The organism is Chthoniobacterales bacterium, from assembly GCA_018883245.1.
In the GTDB taxonomy this organism is placed as follows: domain Bacteria; phylum Verrucomicrobiota; class Verrucomicrobiia; order Chthoniobacterales; family JACTMZ01; genus JACTMZ01.
Genome location: VEQL01000005.1, coordinates 68,336 through 89,425, shown reverse-complemented (window position 1 = coordinate 89,425; position 21,090 = coordinate 68,336). Strand labels below are relative to the sequence as shown.

Genomic DNA, 21,090 nt, shown 5'->3' with positions numbered 1-21,090 from the left:
CGTGCCGCAGTCGCGGCGCGTTGGTCAGTTGGCTTCCGGCGCGAGTTTCCGGCGACGCGGCACTTGCGCCGTCTTCTTTTTCTCCGCGGGACGGAAAGGCGTGACGAAGACCTCTTCGAAGCTGAATGCGTTCTCGAAGTCCTCGATGCGGTCGTCGTCCGCGCGGCCGAACACGCCGGCCTCGATGAGGTTGAACACCATGCGCCCGACATCGCCCGTCGAGCGCACCCCCCAGTATTCGAGCACGGTCAGGCCCATCGGGCCGAACTGCTGCAGCGAATATTCGCGGAAGCCGTCGAGCAACTCCGCCGCGGAAACGTGGGTCGCGGAGGCGCTGCGGCTCTTGCGGCGTTTTTTCTGCGTGAACTCGAGGGCCTCGCGGAGAAATCCGTAAGCCTCGCGGCTGAACCGGGGATCGCGCGCGGTCAGCTGGTCGAGAATTTCGTGGAAGGCCGGTTTTTGCATGGCGTCGGATTTCAGGGCGTGGAGAGCTGTGCGGCCGCGGCGCCGGCTGCGCGGGCCTCGCGCCAGTGCTTGATGCCGAGCCCCGTCACGAAAGCCGCGAGAATGAAGGCGATCAATTGTCTCTCCTGCCGTGTCAACCTGATCATCGAACGGCTAATTTGCCCCAGATGTCCGGTGGTGGCAAGCGGTAGGCTCTGGATATCCCCCTGCGGATTTGCTCGCCACGCGCCGCGCCCGGGCCGATCATTCCGCCATGGCGACGGAGCACTCGGCGAAGTGGTTCTTGAGAAAGCACGAAGACGGCGAGACTTTCGGTCCGGTCGATTTCGCCAAAATCAAGGAATGGGCGCGCGCCGCGCAGGTGTCGCCATTGGACATGGTCAGCGACGACCGCGTGAAATGGGTCAAGGCCCCGATGTTGCAGGAGTTGCACATGGACTACCTCATCCAGCTCGGCGACGAGTCCTACTACGGCCCGACAACCGAGGAGGCGGTGCAGGAATTTTTGCGTCTCGGCGAAATCAATGCCTCGACCAAGCTGATCAACTGCTGCACCGGCGTCGAAATGGCCCTGCGCGACAGCGGCTTTTTCCAGGGCCAGCCGCCGCCGATGGAAGAAATCGCCCACAACGAGCCCGGTCGCCGCACCATCCGCCAGAATCTGCAGCAGCGCATCCGCGAGCTGGAACTGCTGCTGGTCGAACACCACCAGAAACTCCAGATGGCCGAGGTGCGCATCCGGCAACTGGAGAAGCGTCTGACCGGCGCGGGACTGCGCGCGGATTGATCCGCGACGGCGCATGGCCCGCGAGCGGATCGATGTGCTTCTCGTGCAGCGGGGCCTTTGCCCCTCGCGCGAAAAAGCGCAGCGTGTCGTCATGGCGGGGGAAGTTTTCATCGGCGGAACGCGTGCGGAGAAACCCTCGCAACTCGTCGCCCCTGACGCGCCGCTCGAGGTGCGTGGCGCCGATCGCTACGTCGGTCGCGGCGGCTACAAGCTCGAAGCCGCGCTGGCCGCATTCGGCATCAACCCGTCGGGATGGGTCTGCCTCGACGTCGGCGCCTCGACCGGCGGATTCACCGACTGTCTCCTGCAGCACGGGGCCGCGAAGGTCTATGCGCTCGATGTCGGCCACGGCCAGCTCGCTTGGAGCCTGCGCAACGACCCGCGCGTCGTCGTGATGGAGCATGCCAACGCTCGCCATCTCCAACCCGAGGATTTGCCGGAAAAAGTCCGGCTCGCCGTGGCGGACGTGAGTTTCATCTCCCTGACTTTGGTCTTGCCGCCCGTCGCCGCGGTTCTTACTGACGACGGAATGATTGTGGCGCTGATCAAACCGCAGTTCGAGTTGTCACGCGACGAAGTCGGCCGCGGCGGCATCGTGCGCAGCGAGGCTGCACATGCGCGCGCCGTGCAAAAAATCGCGGACTTCGCGGCCCGGTCCGGATGGACATGGGGCGGTGTGACCGACTCGCCCATCACCGGCGCGGATGGCAACCGCGAATTTCTTTGTCTTTTGCGTCCATGAAAACCGGGATCATCGCACGCGCCGACAAGCCGCAGGCTGCGACGCTCGTCGCCGACCTGCGCTCGGCGCTCGAACGCCACGGGGTCGGCGTTTTGCTCGAACGCCGCACCGCGGCGCTGGCATGCGGTGCCGGGTCTGACGGCCCGGACGAGCAAGAATTGGCGGCCGCCTGCGATCTTCTCATCGTCCTCGGCGGGGACGGCACGATTCTGCGGGTCTTGCACCGCGTGCGCGCACCGGTGCCGCCAATTTTCGGCATCAACCTCGGTTCGCTGGGTTTTCTCACCGGAGTGAGCAGCGAGGACTGGCCGCGTGCGGTGGAGAGCATCGCCGCAGGCGATTACAGGCTAAGCCCGCGCACGCTGCTTCACGTCGAACTTCTTCGCGGCGGCCGCGTGGCGGAAACTTTCACCGGGCTGAACGATGCGGTGGTCAGCCGCGGGCAGCATTCGCAGCTAATCAAGGTCGAGGCGCGCGTCGATGGCGAGGAGCTGTGCATCTACAACGCGGACGGCCTCATCGTCGCCACGCCCACCGGATCGACCGCCTATTCCATGTCGGCTGGCGGCCCCTTGTTGCTGCCCGACAGCGCTTGTCTCGTTCTCACGCCCATCTGTCCGCACGTCTTGACCAACCGTTCCGCAGTCATCGCCGACACCTCGCGCCTCGAGCTGCGTCTGGTGGGCGATGCCCCGGGCGTCACGGTCAACGTGGACGGCCAGGAAGTCCGCGACTTCGGCGAAGGCGACGTTCTGCGCATTTCCCGCGCTGCCGAAAAATTGCAGCTGGCAACGCTTCCCGGCCTCACCTTCAGCGGGGTCTTGCGCGAGAAGCTTAAGTGGAGCGGCAGCAACGTATGACACGCATTCTCGTTCCGCCCGCGTGCGCCGCCGTGGATGTTGCGGCCGGATCGCGCGACGAAGCCGCGGAAAAAGCGGCGGATCTCCTGCGCAGCGATCCGCACATCGGTTCCTGGGAAGCCTTCCGCGCATCGATCGGCGCGCGGCAAATCGTCGATCTCGAGGGATGCGCCAGCGGCGTTTGCCTTGTGCACGGCCGCAGCGACGCGGTGAAGGGCCTTGCCGTTGCCGTGGCGCGCACGGCGGGGGGCTCCGGGTGCTGCCCGCGGTTGGTTTTCGTTTTCGCTATCCCTTCCGCCATGGCCGAGGAATATCTGCGGGCCATCGGCTCGCTTGCCCGCGCTTGCCGCGACCAAGCGGTGCTGCAAACGCTGCTCGATGCACCCGATGCCGCAAATCTGGCGCGGCGGGTGGAAAAGTTGCTCGCCTGATTCCGGCGCGTTCTTGCAGGACGGACCGGGGAAGGGCACATTGCGCGCATGCCGCTCGTCTCGGTCCGCAATCTCCGCACGTGGTTCCCCGTGCTCGGCGGCGTCTTCCGCCGCCGCACGGGCGAGATCAAGGCTGTCGATGACGTGAGCTTCGACGTCGAAGCGGGCCAGACCGTAGGCCTCGTCGGCGAAAGCGGCAGCGGAAAAACCACCGTCGGTCGCACCATTTTGAAACTCACGCCGGCCACGTCGGGGGAAGTGCTCTACGACGGGCGCGACATCCTGCCCATGGGCGAGAGCGAGTTCCGCCCCCTGCGCAAAGACCTGCAGATGATTTTCCAGGACCCGTTCGGATCGCTCAATCCGCGCATGACCGTGCAGGCCATCCTGTCCGAGCCGCTGGAGATCCATTTTTCCTCGATGACCAAAGGCGAGCGCCGTGAGCGGGTTGACGAACTTCTCAAGCTCGTCGGTTTGCCATCCGATTCCGCCGGCCGCTACCCGCACGAATTCAGCGGTGGTCAGCGCCAGCGCATCGGCATCGCGCGGGCGCTTGCGGTCAAGCCGCGCTTCATCGTGTGCGACGAGCCGGTGAGCGCGCTCGACGTGAGCGTGCAGGCGCAGATCGTCAACCTGCTGCAGGATCTGCAGGAGCAGTTGGGCATCGCCTACCTTTTCATCGCGCACGATCTCGCCGTGGTGGAACACGTGAGCGACCATGTGATCGTCATGCACCGCGGAAAGATCGTCGAGTCGGCGCCGGCCGAGGCGATCTACGAGGATCCGAAACACGACTACACGAAGAAACTTCTTTCCGCCGTGCCGCGTCTTGCGGCTTGATGTTGCCAACCGCATGATTTCCCTTTCGCGCAAAGTCGGGTCTTTCCATTGGCCGCTTGTGTTCCTCGTCGCCCTGCTCGGCGCCTTCGGGATTTTCGCCATTTACAGCGCCACATGGATGCGCGACCAGGATTTCTGGAGCCGCCAGCTTGTGTGGTTGCTCGTCGGGGTCATTCTTTGTCTCGGCGTCTCACTCGCGGACTACCACTGGATCCGCAAGGGCGCACTGCCCCTTTACATCGCGGGACTCGCGGCCCTCGTGCTCACCCATTTCCTCGGCGCAAAGGTTTACGGGGCGCGCAGCTGGCTCGACTTGGGCATCATCAATTTCCAGCCTTCGCAGCTCGCCATCCTTGCCGCGATCATGGTGATGGCGCTGTTTCTTTCCGATTATGAAAGCATGCCGGCGCCGCTGCGCATCGCGCTCTGCGGCGTCATCGCGGCCGCACCCGGCATCCTCATCCTGATCCAGCCGGACCTCGGGTCCGCCATCGTCTGGATGCCTGTGATCCTCGCCATGCTCTATGCCGCGCGCATCCCCGCCCGCTACCTCATCACCCTCATACTGCTGGCGGTGGCGTTCATACCCCTGATGGTGAATTTCGGTCTGCGCCCTTACCAGCGGCAACGCATCGTGACCTTCCTCGATCCGGACCTCGATCCGCGGGGCGCGGGTTGGACGATCAACCAATCGCTGACTGCCATCGGCTCGGGTGGTTGGGATGGCAAGGGCTTCAAGGCGCCGAACACGCTGAACGAACTCGGCTTCCTGCCCAGCACCATCGTGCACAACGACTTCATTTTTTCGGTCATCGGAGAGCAGCATGGGTTCATCGGCGGGTTTCTGCTTCTTCTCGCTTTTGCCGCCCTCATCGGAGCCGGCCTCTACATTTCACTCCGGGCCAAGGACGATCTCGGGCGCCTGCTTGCCGTGGGAGTGACGACCCTGTTATTCACCCACGTTTTCATGAACATCGGGATGACTATCGGCGTGACTCCGATCACCGGGCTTCCGCTTCCGCTCATCAGCTACGGCGGATCTTTTCTCCTCACCGTTTTGTTCAGCGTGGGTCTGCTGCAAAGTATCTGGATCCACAGCCGGCCGGCTCGCCGCAAGTCCGCGTGGTGATTTTTCGGGCTGGTTTGTTGTTTTCTTAAAGCTTTGCTCATCAATATCTTAGGCGATCATCTTGCGCCAAAATCTGGCCTTTTACTTGCGCCGCGCCGCTCATGACGAGACTATTTGAGGTTCCTACCCATGCGCTCCCGCAGACCCCTCATCACATTCCTCTTGGCTGCTTCGGTTGCGGCGTCCTTTACGGAGGGACGCGCCTCCACGTTCGAGGACGAGGCGCTGCGTCTGAGGGAAAGCGTGCTTCTGAGGGTCGAACCGCGGGTGCCCCGCGCGACCTTGGGACCCCCGCGGGCGGGTAACTCGCGCCGCTACCCGTGGAAGAACAACATTGTCACCACGGTCTTCTGGATCGGGGAAACGCCCACGCCCAATAACCCCGTTCCCAACAACAAAAGCTCCTGGGATCAGCAGTGGATGCGCAGTTACGGCGGGTTTGACGACCCCGATCCCCGCGGTCGCCGTGGCTACATCCCGGCCCGCTTCATTCCGCGGCAAAATCCCTTTTACGTGGCCCTGCCCTACAATGATGTCTCCCAAGGCCGCACCAAGCCGGAGGCCCCGCGTGTGATCCCGTGGTTCCGCGAGTCATTCGTGCGACACGGGCAAACGGTTTGCAAAGGACGCTGGGTCGTCATCCGCAACCGCAGCGGCAAAGAAGCCTATGCGCAATGGGAGGATTGCGGTCCCTTTCGCACCGACCACTGGCAATATGTTTTCGGCAACCAGCGTCCATTGCCCAACCTCAACCAAGGTGCCGGCTTGGATGTTTCGCCCGCCGTGCGCGACTACTTGGGCATGAAGGGCAAGGACATCGCTTCCTGGCGCTTTGTCGAATTCAGCGAGATTCCGCGCGGACCTTGGGCCCAATACGGTGACAACAACACCTTTGTCCAGAAGCGCCGCCGCGGCGATGTGCGTTTGGCCGACTCCACCCGCTATCCGGCTTCGGTTCCCGCCACCCGCAGCAACTGACCGGCAGTGCCGCTGCTGCTGGCCTTTTGGTGCCTGGCGGTCTCTTTTTTTGACTGATTTAGCCCTCTCATAACGCCAAATGCGGCATTGCGTTGCCATCGCTCGCTCGGTAGCCTCCCCCATTTCGGCGCAAACCGGATGAAAATCATCAGTATCAACGGCGAGGAGGTTGCTCCTCCGCTCAACGGCCACGCTTGGGAAGAAGAGAATGATCTTTTCAACAAATGCGTGGTTTACGATGAACCCGAGAGGGCCCGCGCTCTCGGGGTCTACCCGTTTTGCCGCCCCATCGAGGAAATGGACGGGACCGAGGTCATTTGCGAGGGCAAGCGTGTGGTCATGGTCGGGTCGAACAACTACCTGGGTTTGGCCAACGACCCCCGCGTGGTCGAGGCCGCTGTCGAAGCCACGCGCAAATACGGCCTTGGTTGCACCGGTTCGCGCTTGCTCAGCGGCAACCTCATCATCCACGAACAACTCGAGGAAGCCCTGGCCGAATACACCGGCAAAGATGCCGCGCTGCTTTTTTCCACCGGTTATTTTGCCAATCAAGGGGCGCTGACCTGCCTGTTCGAGGAAGGCGATTACATCCTCTGCGACAAGGAAAACCACGCCAGCATTATCGATGGCTGCCGTATGTCGCCGGCCAAAATTGTCCCCTTTGCCCACAATTCCCCCGAGTCCCTGCGCCGCCGCCTTTCGCGCCTTCCGCGGGAAGCGGGCAAGATGGTGGTGGTGGATGGCGTGTTCAGCATGTCCGGCGACATTGCGCGCCTCTCCGATCTCATGGCCGTTTCCGAGGAATTCGGTGCCAAATTTTATGTCGATGAGGCCCATGCGCTCGGCGTGATGGGGCCGGAAGGCCGCGGCAGTGCCCACGAATTCGGCGTCGCCGACCGCTCGGACCTTCTCATGGGCACCTTTTCGAAGTCGCTCGGATGCATGGGCGGGTTCCTCGCGGGCGAGAAGGACGTCATCAAGTTCGTCCGGCACAAAGCGCGTTGCTTCATTTTCACTGCGTCGCCAACCCCCGCCGTGGCGGGTGGTGTGATGCGCGCCCTGGAGATCATGCGCGAGGAAACCTGGCGCATCGAAAAACTCTGGGAAAACGCGCGGCGTATGCACGCTGGCTTCCGCGCCCTCGGGTTCCATATCGGGACGACCGAGACACCCATCGTTCCCATCCTCGTCGGCGACGAGCAGAAAGCCTTCTTCTTCGCCCAGCGCCTCTTCGACAGCGGGATCTTCGCCACGCCGGCCATCTACCCGGCGGTGCGCCGCGGGCAGGCCATCATCCGCACGAGCTACATGGCCACCCATACGCCGGAGCAACTCGACCATGTGCTCGAGACCTTTGGACGCATCGCGCGCGAACTCGCTATTTTTGAAGACGATGCCTACCAGCGTGCCGCAGGGGAAGTCCCCCAAAGGCATCACGATTCGCCCTTGTCGCGCCCGGCGCGAACTGCGGCGGTTTGAGAACGCGGCCGAGGACATCCTCGGGCACGCCAAGCAGTTCGTCCCGCCCATTCCGGGCAGCGTGCTCGAGATCTTCCTGCCCGGCTCGCCCTTCCTTGCCGCCCACGGCGAAATGGCGCCGTTTCTCGCGGAGCGCGACGGGAAAATCGTCGGCCGCATCGCCGCCATCCTCAACCGCACGCACAACGAATATCACCGGGACAAGACCGGGTTTTTCGGCTTTTTCGATTTCGCCGACGAGGATGCAGCCCGGGACTTGTTCGATGCCGCGTGCGACTGGCTGCGCTCGAAAGGCTGCGACGCCGCGCGCGGACCGTATTCGCCGAGTATCAACGACACGTGCGGTCTGCTCACCGAGGGCTTCGAAGCGCCGCCCTGCGTGTTCATGCCGTGGAATCCCGCGTTCTACGCGGATATCTACCGGGATCTCGGCCTGAGGGAAGTCCGGCGACTCTACGCTTTCGAGATGGATATGACCGTGGTGGCCAACCCGGCCATGACGCGCCTCGCCACGCGCGCCCAAGCCAAAAGCGGTTTGACCACGCGACCGTTCAATCTCGCCGACATCGGCGGCGAACTGCGCAAGTTGCAGCGGCTTTACAATGTCACCCTCGACCGCAACTGGGGTTACATGCCGGTCAAATGGGAAGACCTCGAACACTCGGCGCAAGGCTTGCGCACCATCGCGAATCCGGACCTGCTCTTTTTCGTCATGCATGAAGGTCGCGAAGTCGGCTATTCCATCAGTCTTCCGGATATCAATGACTTCCTGCTGCGCACCCGGTCTTGGCCGCGCGGCTGGGCGCGCCTCATCCCGATGCTGTGGTTTCTCAAAACGGCCAAACCCTGCCGTGCCCGGCATCTTATCCTCGGGATCGAACCCGAGTTCCGACGCCGCAGCGGCATCGCCCCTTTCCTCTACCATGAGACCTTCCGCCGCGTGGCTTCGCACTATCCTCTTACGGAAGTCTCTTGGGTCGAGGCCAACAATGCGCAGATCGTTCGCGGCATCGAAATGCTCGGCGGCCGCTGCAACAAAACTTACACCATCTGGGAGAAGAAACTTTAACCATGCGATTGCTTGTCACCGGAGCCACGGGATTTATCGGACGCACCATCGTCATGCGCGCACTGGGCGACGATCGCATCACCGAAGTCGTCGCCCCCGTGCGCTCGCCTGCGAAGCTGCGCCAGCAACTTGCGCGCGAGGGGTTCGCCGACCAACCCAAGCTTTCCATCGTCGAAGCCGAGGCGCCCGCGTGGGATCTGCGCAACCTCGGATCGTTCGACCGTGTGGTGCATTGCGCCGGCGTGCTCTTCAGCCGCTCGCGCGAAGAATATTTCCGCGTCAATGTCGAAGGCACCGTGCGGCTGCTGGAAACCGTCGGCGGCAACCCGCGCGTCGTCGTGCTTTCTTCGCAAGCCGCAGGCGGACCGACCCCGCGCGGGCAGGAAGCGAAAAAGCTGACTGATCCCGACCGCCCCGTTTCCTGGTATGGAGCTTCGAAGCTGCGGATGGAACTGGCCGTCCGCGAGAACCCCCCCGACTTTCCGGTGCTACTTCTCCGTGCGCCCATGGTGCTCGGGCCGGGCGATCAGGCCACCCTCCCGCTCTTCCGCATGGTTCGTGGCAAGGTCTGGCCGAAACCGGGATTGCGCGCAAAACATTACAGTTGGATCTCGTCCGGCGACTTGGCCGACGCCATCGCTGCGTGGTTCGAGCGCGGACCGCAACACGGATTGCACACTTCATACGTTGCCTCGGGCTCCGTCATCAGCGATTCCGACCTCATGCTCACCGCCGCGAAAATCAGCGGCCGACGCGGGCTGCTGCTGCCTGTGCCGCAAATTTTCCTCCGTCCGGTGGCGCTGGCCTCGAAATTCATTCCCGCGATCGGGCAGAAAGTTCCGTCGCTCACTCCCGACCGCGCGCGGGAAATCTGGCCCGACCGCTGGGTCGTCGATGCCTCGGACTTCCGCGAGGCAACCGGATGGAGCTGTCGTGACACCCTTGAGGAGAGTCTTGCGCGGACGCTCGTATGGTTCCGCCGCGAGGGATTGGTGTAGAACCAAGTTTCTGCGGTCTCTTTTCTATATTATGAAATCAAAAACACTCCTTATCGTTGGTTTGGTCTCCTTTGCTACTGCGCTGACTGCGCGTGCGTGCACGTGGTTCAGGTTTCTCAACGACCAGAAGCATTGCTTCATCGGACGCACAATGGAGTGGCCCGGCGACCTGAAAGCCGAGATGACCCGCGTGCCGCGCGAGCATGACTTCGGGACTTTCCGGACCAAGCATGGATTTGTCGGTATCAGTCACGATGGCATCTTTAGCGATGGCATCAACGAGCACGGCCTTGCCGCAAGCGCGCTATGGCTCGGTGAAAGCAAGTATCCGGACAAGAAATCGGGAGCGCGCCCGATCATCGAACTCCTGCCGCTCGTGCTCGGCAATGCGAGGACCGTGGACGAAGCGATTTCCATGATCAAAGAAAATTCTTTCTACGGTGTGACCTCGAACTTGGCCCCGGAATTGGAGATTACTTTGCACTACGCCATCACCGACGCGACCGGTCGTTCCGTTGTTGTTGAGTTTCTCGATGGAAAAACCGTGGTTACCGAAAACAAAGTCGGCGCGATGACCAACGATCCGAATTACGCAAAGCAGATGGAGATCTGGTCGAAATACGATCCGAAAAAATTCGACGAGGGAACATTCCAAGCCTTCGATTACTCGCCAGAGGGGCGTTTCTGCCGCATGGCGGCGATCAATGCCACACAGGCCAAGGTTCCCGACGAACTCGCTGCCGTGAATCGCGCGTGGTCGATGGTAAATACCGTCGACATCCCGCAAGGCATTCTTTACTGGCGGTGGGTCAACGACCGGCCGCAGTTCACCTCATACTCCGTGGTTGGCGACCTCGCCAACCGTGTCTACTACTTCCGCACCTACAACAATTACGACATCCGCAAAGTCGCGTTGCAGGATATCAATTTCGCCGACACTACCTACAAGGTCGATACGCTGTTCACGCCACCGGACTACCAGGCGTTCAAGTTTCAGTAGGCGTCCGCTTTCCCGCCTCAAGCCGGCGCGAAGTCGATCTGCTGTTTGAACGGATCGACGCGCGCAACGATCACTTCGAGTTCGTCGCCCGCCTGGTAAGTCTTCTTCTTTTTCCTCCCGACAAATCGCTGCCTCGCCTGATCGAACGTGTAGAAATCATCGCCCAGCGCGGACACATGGATGAGTCCGCCGGCCATGACTTCCGGCAACTCGACGAACATCCCGAAGTTGCGCACCTCGAGCACGATGGCTTTGAACGTGCGCCCCGTGCGCTTCGCCAGTTGCTGACGGAAAAACTCCATTTTCTTCAGCCGCACGGCTTCCCGCTCGGCCTCGGCCGCGTTGCGCTCGGTCGTTGAAATATGGCGCGCGATCTCGGCGAACGGAATACGGCCTTTCGGTTTGGTGTAACCGCAGATATCCGACAGCACGCGATGGACGATCAAATCGGCGTAGCGCCGTATCGGACTGGTGAAATGGGTATAGTCGCTCTTGGCCAAACCGTAATGCCCCGCCGGTTCCGGCGAGTAACTGGCGCGTTTGAGGCTTTTCAAGAGCGCGGTTTTTAACGCGTATTCCTCGGGTCGCCCCTGCAGCATGCGCAGGAATCGCGTCAGCTCCTTGCGCACCGCGAGATTTCCGACCTTGTGTCCGTGCATCTGCACACGCTCGCGGTATTCATTGAGCTTTTCCTCGTCCGGCTTCTCGTGCACGCGGTGGATCGCCGCGGCGGGCTTCATGCGGAACAGTCGCGCAACGGCTTCATTGGCCGCGAGCATGCATTCCTCGATCAACTGATGGGAAATGTCGTTCTCGATCCGCTCGAGACGGTCCGGGCGTCCCTGGTCATCCAGCCACACCTTCACTTCGGGAAAATCCAAGTCGAGCGAACCTTCGTCGAAGCGCTTTTTCCGCATCACCGACGCCATCGCCCACGCTTCGTGCAACAGGCGGTCGAACTTGTCCTGCGGCGCTACCTGCAGACGCGCAAACGCCTCTTTGTAGGTGAACCGCCGCGCGCTGCGGATGATGCATTTCGCAAAACGCGACTTGCGGATTTTGCCATCACGCCCGATCTCCAGAAATGCGGCGAAGGTGAGACGGTCCTCGTCCGGCCGCAGACTGCACAGCCCGTTGCTCAACGCTTCGGGTAGCATCGGGATCACACGGTCGGGCAAATACACGCTGTTGCCGCGCTTGTAGGCCTCGTGGTCGAGCGGAGTCGCGGGTGCAACGTAATGCGACACATCGGCCACATGCACCGTGAGTCGCCAGCCGTCGGACAATTTTTCCACCGCGATCGCGTCGTCGAAGTCGCGCGCGTCGTCCGGATCGATCGTGATCACCAGGGTGTTGCGGCAATCTTCGCGCCCCTGCGCCGCGGAGGACGGCACCTCCGACGGAAATGCATGCGCCTCGGCGATGACAGCCTCGGGAAACTTTGTCGGAAGGTCGAACTTCCGGATGATCGATTCGATATCGACTCCGGGTTTATCTGCCGGCCCGAGCACCTCGACAATCTCGCCCTCGGGATTCGTGTAGCGCGAAGTCCATTCGCCGAGTTTCACCACGACCTTGTCGCCTTGGTTCGGACGCAACGGCGGTGCGGGCTGGGGGACGTAGATGTTGTGGACGAAATGTTTGTCGTCAGGAACGACATGCCAGAAACGAGCGGACTTTTCCAAAGTGCCCACGGCCATCGTTGTTCCGCGTTTGAGAATGCGGATCACGCGCCCGCACGGCTGGTAGCCGCGATACGGTGGCTGATCGCGCAAATGTCTCACCACTACGCGGTCCCCAGGGAGCGCCGTCGTCGTGTTTTCGGCGCTTAGATAAAATTCAGGATCGCCCGGACGGTCGCGCAAGAGGTGTGCCGAGCCGTCACGGTGAAGTTGGATCGTGCCGACGGCAAGGTCCGCGTCGGCCGGCAAGGTGTAGCGGTCCTGCCGCACGCGAACGATATCGCCCGCGATTTCGAGATCGTGCAGCGCGCGTTCCAAGGCAGCAGAATTTTTTGGACCCAGTTGCAGAGTGCGGGTGAGATCTTGTGCCGACGGCGGCGACTTTCGTTGCTTGCGCACCACAGCTAGCACCCGTGCCGACAAGTCGGAATCGGATGCGCCCGCGGGTGTTTTTTGCGGACCGGGAATATTCTGCTGCTTTTTTTGAGCGGCTGGCTTGCCGCCGTGACGCTTGGCTTGCTGCGGACGTCCGCTATCGCGCTTTGGTTTTTGCCGACTGGATGGACGGCGGGATTTGTCCGAGCGTTTCGGACGACGTGAAGATCGGGGCATATGCGGGCTGACGATGGGGCGTTGTCCGCCAAGGAGCAAGCGCATTGGCGGAAATGCTCGGGAAGGGACTCGAACCCTTATGGATTGCTCCACCAGATCCTAAGTCTGGCGCGTCTGCCAATTTCGCCACCCGAGCAATGATCGACAATTAAGCACGAACCGGAGGGCATGGCGAGGGTCCGACGCTTTCAGTGTGGCCATCACTTTGTCTGCAGAGCCAATGCGGGGCTCGATGCAATGAAGATGCAAAGGGTTTCCTCGACATCGAACTTGTTTGGAGGTTCAGACAGATGGAAGGGCTCAAAAATATTCGAGGAACGATTGCTCGGAAGTTGAAGAAGAACGAGTCTGCTTACGCCTATGAGGAGTCAGTGCTGAGTATTTTGGCAGAGGCTGTTTAGCTTGTCTGACAGAACACCGTTTGGTGCCGATCCCTATTTTGCGTGGATTCTGATGAACCCTTTGTTGCCCGGCATCGGAATCATGTTGGTGATCGCCGTTCCGTTGTTCGTGAAGGGCTGCGTTAGGTCTACCGTCGTTTGCGGTTGGAATGTGACGACAGCGTTTGAGCCCTTTTTCTGCACCATGACTCCGCCCATGCGGAGGTCCATGATCGAATCTGCGGTGTAGAGTCCGTAGGCGCCCGGGTTTGTTGTCACATCCTGTCTGCCGGCAGCACGGTTCGCATTAGACTGCTCTTGTGTGACGAGACCGTAGACAGCCGGATTGTTGATGACGTCTGCACGGCCGTTTGTCCGGCTGGCATTGTTTTCCTGCTGCTTCTGCTCCTCGGTGACCAAGCCGAATCGTCCTGCATTACTGCCTACTACTTCACGCAGGAGATCCAATACAGGCCGTTGATCCACGAGTGGATTCAGGTTGCGGGAAACCGCCTCACCGTCGCTAATCCCGTCCCCGCTCGAATCCGCCTCGTATGGGTCGCTGCCCGTGTCATCCGTCGAAACAAACTCCCCTGTTGCGCTTTCACGCGTGTCCGGCAAACCGTCTCCGTCCGAGTCCATATCGCGCGCCTCGGACGAGTAGAGTTCCCTGACCTCGGTAGCGGAAAGGGTGCGCCCATAAATGCGAGCCTCGTCCAAGAGGCCTTGGTAGGTATGGGTGTTGAACAAATTGCCGATCGTGTAATTCGAAGGATCGAGCGGGATCGATCCATTGGTCGAGCTGCCCACCAGTCTGCCGTTCAAATAGATCTTGGTGGAGTTGCCATCTTGGACACCGACGACTTGCTGCCAGTTGTTGGCGCGCAAGCGGCTGATCGGCTCAGTGGTGAAGCTATATCCGGGGTCGCCGGGCCATTCGTAGCCCATCGCCAACACCTTCGAACCGGGAGCACCGACAGATGCGTTACCGAATCGGAGATACGCTGCATTGTTTGGTGCGCTGAACAGATAGTGCCACGTATCGTTAGTCTGGTTTAATGTCGAAGGCCGCATCCAGATCGAGATACTGAAAGTGTTGATCCGGTTGGGCGTATTGGTGTTGTTGGGATCGTTCCAATAGTTCGCCTGACTGTTTCCATTGGTTAGGCTGAGCGAACTTCCTAACCCGCGCAGCCCCGGGCCGAAAGTCGTGTAGGGCGCAAGCACATGGCGTTCGTAGCCGCTCGAGTCGTTCCACGTGTTGTCGAAGGTGTAGTGAGCCAGAAGAGCGACGCTGAGCGGGTGGAAGGAATTGGGGTCATTCGGGTCCGTTCCATCCCGACCCTCACGGTAATCAGTCACGCCATCGCCATCGCGGTCCAGCGGGCTGTTGTGCATGGCCAGGCCGTGGGCGCTGCCCGCTGCCACTTGGAGGATGTCCGACAGAGGCGGAGCCGAAAGCTGGCCGTAGGTGTTGTCGCCCCATTCAACGAGAGTTCCATCCGCTTTGAGCGCGATGACATTCGGGCCAACCTTGCTCGCACTTATATCCTTCACGTCCGTGAGTCCCGATGGGATAGCAAGAACTTGTGCAGAGACGCTGGGAAGGCCCCAAGCGGCGATGGTGCCATCGGCCTTGAGTGCGAGGCTGAAGTGCGCGCCGGCTGACACCTTTGCCACCGTTCCCAGATTCAAAGGCACATCCGTGACTACCGAATGAAGACGGGTTCCCCAAGCGACGACCGTGCCGTCACGCTTCAGCGCAAGCGAGTGGTAGTCACCGGCTGAAACTTGGACGATATCCGCCAAACCCGAGGGGACATTGGTCTCGCCCCAATTGTTGGTTCCCCAAACGACGACGGTGCCGTCCGCCTTGAGCGCGGTGACATGGGACATGCCCATGGATACCTGCACGATGCCGGTAAGACCCTCGGGAACGGAAACAGGCTGCACTTCGTTGCCGTCCCAGAAATAACCCCACATGACGACGGTGCCATCACCTTTGAGCGCTATGCCGCCGTGACTCCCGGCATCAACCTGCACTACGTTGACCAGACTGTGCGGTAGGACGGACGAAACATTTATCCACCCGCTTCCGTTCCAGATTGAGCCCCACGCGGAGACCGTTCCATCGGACTTAAGTGCGTAAGAAGTTTTTGCCGTCGATATTTGAATAACATTGGAAAGACCGCCGGGCACGGCCGTGCTCCCCTCGGAATTGTCTCCCCAAGCGCTCACCCGTCCCGTCTCACGGGAATTGTTCGGCGTGATCGTCGCATCATTGGGATCGGTTTTATATTGCGTCTCGATCGAATCATTGAACCCGTCATCGTCCGAGTCGGGGTCGAGAGGGTTGGTCGGGTAACCTTTTTCCAACACGTAGCGGGTATAACCGCCAGCAAGCGCAGCATCATCCCACTTTGAGAATCCAAGGTTGTCGCCGATAATACAGCCGTAATCTTGATTCCCCTGATAGTTATCCGGTGCGACGTTCCAACTGGTGTAGGACCAAGACTCGCCAGTGACCCAAGCCCAATTTCCCGAGGGTTCGTCCGAGTTGTCGATTTGGAAAGCGCCGAACCACGTGCCCTCGCGGCCTTCGCGAAGTGCCGCATCAAAGGAAGACACGACGAAGTCTTGCTCGGCTTGCGATGTTATTGTCGCAAGGTGACCACCCTTGGATTCCGCGTCTGCCTTCGCCTCCAGCCAGTTGAAGTTGCCTTGGACGATCTGATACCGCCCGAATCCCCGCTCCCAAGCATCAGTCAACCCATCGCCATCGGAATCCAAAGTGCCCGCTTCAGTTTGATAAAGCTGGCCCACTTCGGCTGCTGACATGACGCGGCTGTAGAGACGTGCGTTATCTACTTCGCCCTGAAAGCCGCGATCTCCGAACCCCTCAGACCCAGGCCCTCCCATAATCTTAATTGGTCCGTCAGCAACACCTTCGAGCGTCGTATCTGGCCCGCCGAAACCATCTTGAAAAACCAAATCTACTGGCTGTCCGTCTAAATAAAAACGAGACTCCCCTAGCTTGTTTTTGTAGGTCCAAACAAAGTGGTGAACCCGTTGATGCAGATCTTCAACTGCGGGCGTTTCAACATTCTTATATCCGTTGTCGATCTGGATTGAGCCCCTCCCACGATCAACTGCAACGCGCGATCCCATGAGCACAACGTTGCCAGTTGGCCACGGCTGTGGGCCATCTGATCGAAACCAGAAAGAGATGGTGCGGTCGCTGTTGGCGGAGATGCCAGAATCTTGGCTGGACATAACTCCGCCATCAACTCGCGAAGGACTGCGAAGCGCTTGGCCAACATCCTTGGTCAAATCACCGACAAATTCATAGTTACCGACGCGATCCAAATGTTTCGCGTAACCGCTCTCGTCAACAAGCCCTTGGTCGAATGAATAATACGCTACCAAAGCCTTGCTCAGCGGATTGAAGGAATTCGGATCATTTGGGTCTGTGCCGTCCTTGTTCTCGCGATAATTGTTTACGCCATCGCCGTCTGTATCTAAACCCGTCGGAACACTTGCTATGCGCTGGATATTTCGCGTGTTAGGGAGGGACACTTTTTCGGAAAAGGTCCCAGTGTTTGGGTCGACGGAGAGTATCTTGCGAATGGAGCTTGTGGTAGCGATGACCAAAACCTCTCCTGTCGGCGTGACGTCCATGTCCAAAAGATCCCCGCTGTTGCCGCTGGACCATGTGTCTGTCGATGTCCAAACTCGCTCTCCCGAGCTGGCACTTAGCTGGTAAATTTTGCCATCCCATTCGTCGCTAGCCCAGAACACCTGCCTTGTATCGTCGAAGTCTCCTCCAAGAACACTGGGTGATCTTGCTCCGTTGGGCCGCTTGGTCAGAGTGCCCTGAGACCAATTTCCAAAAAGGAAATCGCCTGAAGTTTGGCCTGTGCGTTCGCCATAGCCATACAGGTCTCCTGAGCTAGTGAAACCAATTGAGAATGGTGGCGGTGCATCCGCAGGGACTCTCAACTTCTTGTCTATTTGTTGAACAGATCCTGTCGAGGGCTCTATGACATAAAAGCTGACTTCGTTTGAGGAAAATGTGCTGGCATACAACTTGCCATCAGAAGGCCTGAAATCAAAACCAGTGCCGTAGTTTGCTACGAAAGGAAGTTGAGCAACATCCGTAATGCTGCTGCTGATCGGATCGATCAGAACAACTTTGCTAGAGTCGACGTCAATTCCGTATAAAGTGTAGTTTTGTGCGGATGCATGTAAGCCATCTCGTATTAAAAGGGCTATAAGGGGGAACACGAATAATTTCTTCATATTTAAATATTGCGACCGCATCTCCGAATACTTCAAGTCTAGAATGAGCCCTGTCTCGCAGTTATCGCTATTTGTCTCTCACGATCAGCACCTTGCAGCTTTCAAAAATCTTCCAAAGCCACACTTAGCGCATTAACCGCGAACTGCCGAAACCTCGACCGAAGCGGTTCTCCCAGGTTTTGAAAAATCGGGCTGCCGGGATTTGAACCCAGGACTTCCTGAGCCCAATTCAAGCGCTGTCCCGACAGCTTACGGATCGGTTAGAAGCCTATGTCCTCGGGTCGTTTTCCGACCATTCGCGCTTGTTAAGGACTTTGCGTTCGAAGGGGCGTGGTAAGGCGCGGCGCACAAGGAGTCGCTGTGAAGGATCAAGAGTGTTGCCGACACACACTACTTCCAAGGATTGATCACCGCAACGCCACCGTCAGCAAAGTCTTTGGTGTTTCGCGTGACGATGGTCAAACGGTGTGCCGCTGCAGTGGCGAGGATCAGGCCATCGCGGAACGAGCGGGGGCGTGCGGCGTGCAGACGACCGCAGGCTTCGGCAACCGCTTCATCAACCGGCAAAATCCGTCCGGCGAAGCCTGTTTTGACACGGCCTTCCAGCCATTCCTCGAGGATTTGTGCTTTGGCGCAGTCGTTCTTGCGGGCCAGTTCGATACCCAAGCGGATTTCCAAGATCGTCACCGCGCTGATGTGGCAAACTCCCGGCTTCTGCTTCGCCTGCCAATCCGCCACGCCCGGATGACAGCGCGAAGCTTTGCGCAGTTCAGACACCACGTTGGTATCAAGTAGAAACAAGTGCTATTCCTCCAACACTGCCGGGCGCGGTTTCTCGGCTAACGAGGGAATCTCCAAATCCACCGCGCCCGATTTCTCGTCGCCCAGCAAATCGAGCAACGTTCTCTTCGGCCTCGCGGCAACCGGGGCATGATTCAGGTGCTCGCGGATCAGTTTAGCTATCCACCCTGACAGCGACAAATTCGCATCCACCGCCCGGTGCCGTGCCTCGCGGCACATGGTGTCGTCCAATTTGATCGTGACATTCACGAGAGCACGGTTGCACGATTGCACGGTTCTGTCAATTCCGCGGCACAGCCTGACAGCGGCGGAAGGCTTCTTTGCCCAGGTGGTGTGATGCCGTCCAACGTTGCTACTGCACTTGTCAATGCGCGGGCAGGTGTGCCGTTTGTATGAAAGACGAAAGCAGCGCCATCCGGCTAGGGAGACTGCCTACGTCCTTGGATCGTTTTCCGACCATTCGCGCTTGTTGAGCACTTTGCGTTCGAAGGGTGTGGCGCGGCGGATGTGGCGGCGGTTACGCGGGGGAACGAGGGGATAATGCGGAGTTGCGTTGAGCAGGTCGTCGAGTTCCCACCAGTCGTGCTCGGCGGTGATCCAATCTTGTCCGAACCTGCGCAGGTCGAAGGGACGCGAATAGGACGTGAGCGTTTTTATCCCGTCCTCATCGCGGAAGTATTCGTGGAAATAGGACGCCGCCAGCTCGCGCACGGTGCGGTAAATCGGGTCGCGCCAGCGCACCACGGCATGGTTGGTTTTCGAAATCGCACCCCAATATCCGTTCTCCTTGAACAGCGCGACGACATGCTCGTCATCGAGAAGGATCGTCTTGAGGTCGAGTAGCAGCGGTGGGCGTCCGTGGAACCACAGCGCAGCGGCGGCGAGCAGCGCCCCCTCAACACAATGGGCTTTCCGTTCGCGCAGCACGCGGCGCGGGGAGTAGTGCGTGTCCCCCCGTTTCTCGAAATTCACCGGCAACCGGTCGATGAAATCCTGGATCTTTTGCGGCGTGTTGAGTCGCCGCAGGATCGCCTGCTCGGTCTTGGTGAGTCCGAACATGTTATTGAGCCTGCGAGGCTTTACTCAGCACGGCAGCGAAAAATGTGCGCACGTTCTCCGGAAGCGTGGCACCGAACTTCACGGTTTGTCCGTCGGTGGAAATCACGACATGGCGCTGGGGGACATTGTTGACGCGAAGGGAACTCAGCTCGAGCCGGACCGAAGACTCGGGTGTAAGCGCGATGCGTCGTCGCCGTCCGATCAAACCGACGCCGGTGAAAATCTCGCATTGCCCGCGGTCGATATGAATACGGCGGCATCCGCAGAGCATGAAGGCGATCAGCCACAGCATCAGCAAGGCTCCGATGAAAAAGGGCAGTCCGGCGAGACTGAGGGTGGCGTCGAACTTTCCGGACGCGATCTGCGGTCCGTAGATCATCGCGAGCGGAAGTCCCGTCCAAAGCAACGCCAACGGAATGATGAAGAAAACGAGCGGCGACAGTTTCCGGTAAGTGATCTCGATCCCGCTGATCTGGCTTCCGCTGACACGCACGCCCTTCGGCGGCGATGCAAGATCGACGGCGTCGATATCCACGTTTTCGGCGATGGATGAAAACGGCACCGATTTTCCGCAGGCGCGGCACAGGGCGATGTCGGTCGCGACATTGGTGTCCGACGCAGCGATGTCCGAATCGCAATGCGGACAGCGGTAAGTCGCGGTCATGCCGCTATACTAAGCGGCACCCGGGGCGTTGTTAAAACCAGAATGCGCAGCGCTCCGGAATCGCAAGCAAGAGGTCTTCGCTGTTTCGCGAAGTTTGGGGCAGGTTCTACGCCTTTGGCGTGGGCGATGCTGAGGGCGAAGGCGATGCTGAGGGCGAAGGCGAGGCTGCCCGTGATGGTGTCGCGGCTGCCGTTTTGAGGTGGCGCCGTTCTGCTTCTTTCGCGATGGCGTTGACCGTGTTGGACGCCTCCTTGATCGCGTGCCCGCGCAAACCGGCGATGAGGCGCGTGGCAGGTTCGACGTGGTTGGCATAGCAGATCACCGCCGCGTCCTCATGCGGTTCGACGCGCAGGGAACCGACGGCAGATTTTGCCGCGAAAGGCGGCTCGAGCAGATGCCAGCTCACTTTGTATCCTTCCTGTGTCTTCTCGTAGCGGTTGCGCACGAGGTAGTTGATGGAGAAAATGATCGGCAGCCGCACAGTGTAGCGGACATCCTTGGTATTGGCATCGGGTTCCTTCTCCACTTTGGCGGAGTCCAGGTTCTCGATGAACGTGTTGGCGTGCTCGTAATCCAGGAAAAGATCGGTCACTCCCTGCGGCGTGGCTTTGACTTTCCGGTAAATGCGGACTTCGGGCCAGACAGCGCCGGGTTTCTCGACAGTGACGACGACGCTCTCCCCCTTTTTCAGCTTGGCTTGGTCGGCAGGGGTGAGTTCTTCAACAATTGTGCCAGATGCGAGTTGGGTAGCAGCCGCGAATGCGGCGATCAGAACGATGGGTTTGCGCATAAAGATACGTTTGAGACAGGTGTAA

General features: G+C 59.9%; 19 protein-coding genes and 2 tRNA genes. 11 read left to right on the top strand and 10 right to left on the bottom strand.

Annotated features, from left to right (window positions below; translation table 11 throughout):
• Positions 1-24: 24 nt before the first annotated feature.
• Positions 25-465, bottom strand: coding sequence for a hypothetical protein (locus FGM15_03220; protein ID MBU3664874.1), 441 nt, complete (start codon positions 463-465; stop codon positions 25-27).
• Positions 466-718: 253 nt separating this feature from the next.
• Here FGM15_03220 and FGM15_03215 point away from each other — a divergent pair, with 253 nt between their 5' ends.
• The 11 genes from FGM15_03215 to FGM15_03165 all read left to right on the top strand — a co-directional run bounded on the left by FGM15_03215 (position 719) and on the right by FGM15_03165 (position 10,778).
• A complete protein-coding gene (locus tag FGM15_03215) occupies positions 719-1,252 on the top strand; it encodes a hypothetical protein (GenBank protein MBU3664873.1) in 534 nt (177 codons plus the stop codon).
• A gap of 13 nt (positions 1,253-1,265) precedes the next feature.
• Positions 1,266-1,994, top strand: coding sequence for a TlyA family RNA methyltransferase (locus FGM15_03210; GenBank protein MBU3664872.1), 729 nt, complete (start codon positions 1,266-1,268; stop codon positions 1,992-1,994).
• Positions 1,913-2,854 carry an NAD(+)/NADH kinase gene (locus tag FGM15_03205; protein MBU3664871.1) on the top strand — a complete coding sequence of 314 codons (942 nt, stop codon included), beginning with the start codon at positions 1,913-1,915 and terminating at the stop codon, positions 2,852-2,854. The genes FGM15_03210 and FGM15_03205 overlap by 82 nt, the downstream gene beginning before the upstream one ends.
• The gene (locus FGM15_03200; GenBank protein ID MBU3664870.1) at positions 2,851-3,285 is read left to right on the top strand and encodes a PTS sugar transporter subunit IIA; all 435 of its coding nucleotides are present in this window, start codon (positions 2,851-2,853) and stop codon (positions 3,283-3,285) included. Before FGM15_03205 ends, FGM15_03200 begins: the two co-directional genes overlap by 4 nt.
• 48 nt (positions 3,286-3,333) lie before the next feature.
• Complete coding sequence (locus tag FGM15_03195; GenBank protein MBU3664869.1) at positions 3,334-4,125, top strand: ABC transporter ATP-binding protein; 792 nt, start codon at positions 3,334-3,336, stop codon at positions 4,123-4,125.
• Positions 4,126-4,138: 13 nt separating this feature from the next.
• Entirely contained in the window at positions 4,139-5,254 is a 1,116-nt protein-coding gene (rodA, locus tag FGM15_03190) for a rod shape-determining protein RodA (GenBank protein ID MBU3664868.1), read from the top strand.
• Between the two features lie 129 nt (positions 5,255-5,383).
• On the top strand, positions 5,384-6,232 hold the full coding sequence (locus FGM15_03185) for a hypothetical protein (protein MBU3664867.1): 849 nt from the start codon (positions 5,384-5,386) through the stop codon (positions 6,230-6,232).
• A 138-nt stretch (positions 6,233-6,370) separates the two neighbouring features.
• Positions 6,371-7,711, top strand: a complete 1,341-nt coding sequence (locus FGM15_03180; GenBank protein MBU3664866.1) for an aminotransferase class I/II-fold pyridoxal phosphate-dependent enzyme — start codon at positions 6,371-6,373, stop codon at positions 7,709-7,711.
• Positions 7,626-8,780 (top strand): hypothetical protein, encoded by a 1,155-nt coding sequence (locus FGM15_03175; protein MBU3664865.1) that lies wholly within the window; start codon positions 7,626-7,628, stop codon positions 8,778-8,780. The genes FGM15_03180 and FGM15_03175 overlap by 86 nt, the downstream gene beginning before the upstream one ends.
• Positions 8,781-8,782: 2 nt before the next feature.
• On the top strand, positions 8,783-9,778 hold the full coding sequence (locus FGM15_03170) for an NAD(P)-dependent oxidoreductase (protein ID MBU3664864.1): 996 nt from the start codon (positions 8,783-8,785) through the stop codon (positions 9,776-9,778).
• 31 nt (positions 9,779-9,809) lie between these two features.
• Complete coding sequence (locus FGM15_03165; GenBank protein MBU3664863.1) at positions 9,810-10,778, top strand: linear amide C-N hydrolase; 969 nt, start codon at positions 9,810-9,812, stop codon at positions 10,776-10,778.
• Between the two features lie 17 nt (positions 10,779-10,795).
• Here the strand turns inward: FGM15_03165 and rnr are convergent, their stop codons facing one another.
• The 9 genes from rnr to FGM15_03120 all read right to left on the bottom strand — a co-directional run bounded on the left by rnr (position 10,796) and on the right by FGM15_03120 (position 21,065).
• Entirely contained in the window at positions 10,796-13,117 is a 2,322-nt protein-coding gene (rnr, locus tag FGM15_03160; protein MBU3664862.1) for a ribonuclease R, read from the bottom strand.
• A gap of 9 nt (positions 13,118-13,126) precedes the next feature.
• Positions 13,127-13,208 (bottom strand) — tRNA-Leu (locus tag FGM15_03155).
• A 298-nt stretch (positions 13,209-13,506) separates the two neighbouring features.
• Positions 13,507-17,787: a hypothetical protein gene (locus FGM15_03150; GenBank protein ID MBU3664861.1), complete on the bottom strand. Its 4,281-nt coding sequence runs from the start codon at positions 17,785-17,787 to the stop codon at positions 13,507-13,509.
• Positions 17,788-17,938: 151 nt separating this feature from the next.
• A tRNA-Pro gene (locus FGM15_03145) sits at positions 17,939-18,010 on the bottom strand.
• Positions 18,011-18,141: 131 nt separating this feature from the next.
• The gene (locus tag FGM15_03140; protein MBU3664860.1) at positions 18,142-18,552 is read right to left on the bottom strand and encodes a type II toxin-antitoxin system VapC family toxin; all 411 of its coding nucleotides are present in this window, start codon (positions 18,550-18,552) and stop codon (positions 18,142-18,144) included.
• 3 nt (positions 18,553-18,555) lie between these two features.
• Positions 18,556-18,825 carry a hypothetical protein gene (locus FGM15_03135; GenBank protein MBU3664859.1) on the bottom strand — a complete coding sequence of 90 codons (270 nt, stop codon included), beginning with the start codon at positions 18,823-18,825 and terminating at the stop codon, positions 18,556-18,558.
• A gap of 159 nt (positions 18,826-18,984) precedes the next feature.
• Entirely contained in the window at positions 18,985-19,611 is a 627-nt protein-coding gene (locus FGM15_03130; GenBank protein ID MBU3664858.1) for a hypothetical protein, read from the bottom strand.
• A gap of 1 nt (position 19,612) precedes the next feature.
• Positions 19,613-20,275: a hypothetical protein gene (locus tag FGM15_03125; GenBank protein MBU3664857.1), complete on the bottom strand. Its 663-nt coding sequence runs from the start codon at positions 20,273-20,275 to the stop codon at positions 19,613-19,615.
• 106 nt (positions 20,276-20,381) lie between these two features.
• Positions 20,382-21,065 (bottom strand): hypothetical protein, encoded by a 684-nt coding sequence (locus FGM15_03120; GenBank protein ID MBU3664856.1) that lies wholly within the window; start codon positions 21,063-21,065, stop codon positions 20,382-20,384.
• Positions 21,066-21,090 lie beyond the last annotated feature (25 nt).

Coding starts and splice junctions, on each gene's coding strand:
- FGM15_03220 (MBU3664874.1), bottom strand. CDS start 465: ATGCAAAAACCGGCCTTCCACGAAATTCTCGACCAGCTGACCGCGCGC.
- FGM15_03215 (MBU3664873.1), top strand. CDS start 719: ATGGCGACGGAGCACTCGGCGAAGTGGTTCTTGAGAAAGCACGAAGAC.
- FGM15_03210 (MBU3664872.1), top strand. CDS start 1,266: ATGGCCCGCGAGCGGATCGATGTGCTTCTCGTGCAGCGGGGCCTTTGC.
- FGM15_03205 (MBU3664871.1), top strand. CDS start 1,913: ATGGACATGGGGCGGTGTGACCGACTCGCCCATCACCGGCGCGGATGG.
- FGM15_03200 (MBU3664870.1), top strand. CDS start 2,851: ATGACACGCATTCTCGTTCCGCCCGCGTGCGCCGCCGTGGATGTTGCG.
- FGM15_03195 (MBU3664869.1), top strand. CDS start 3,334: ATGCCGCTCGTCTCGGTCCGCAATCTCCGCACGTGGTTCCCCGTGCTC.
- rodA (MBU3664868.1), top strand. CDS start 4,139: ATGATTTCCCTTTCGCGCAAAGTCGGGTCTTTCCATTGGCCGCTTGTG.
- FGM15_03185 (MBU3664867.1), top strand. CDS start 5,384: ATGCGCTCCCGCAGACCCCTCATCACATTCCTCTTGGCTGCTTCGGTT.
- FGM15_03180 (MBU3664866.1), top strand. CDS start 6,371: ATGAAAATCATCAGTATCAACGGCGAGGAGGTTGCTCCTCCGCTCAAC.
- FGM15_03175 (MBU3664865.1), top strand. CDS start 7,626: ATGCCTACCAGCGTGCCGCAGGGGAAGTCCCCCAAAGGCATCACGATT.
- FGM15_03170 (MBU3664864.1), top strand. CDS start 8,783: ATGCGATTGCTTGTCACCGGAGCCACGGGATTTATCGGACGCACCATC.
- FGM15_03165 (MBU3664863.1), top strand. CDS start 9,810: ATGAAATCAAAAACACTCCTTATCGTTGGTTTGGTCTCCTTTGCTACT.
- rnr (MBU3664862.1), bottom strand. CDS start 13,117: ATGCGCTTGCTCCTTGGCGGACAACGCCCCATCGTCAGCCCGCATATG.
- FGM15_03130 (MBU3664858.1), bottom strand. CDS start 19,611: ATGTTCGGACTCACCAAGACCGAGCAGGCGATCCTGCGGCGACTCAAC.
- FGM15_03125 (MBU3664857.1), bottom strand. CDS start 20,275: ATGACCGCGACTTACCGCTGTCCGCATTGCGATTCGGACATCGCTGCG.
- FGM15_03120 (MBU3664856.1), bottom strand. CDS start 21,065: ATGCGCAAACCCATCGTTCTGATCGCCGCATTCGCGGCTGCTACCCAA.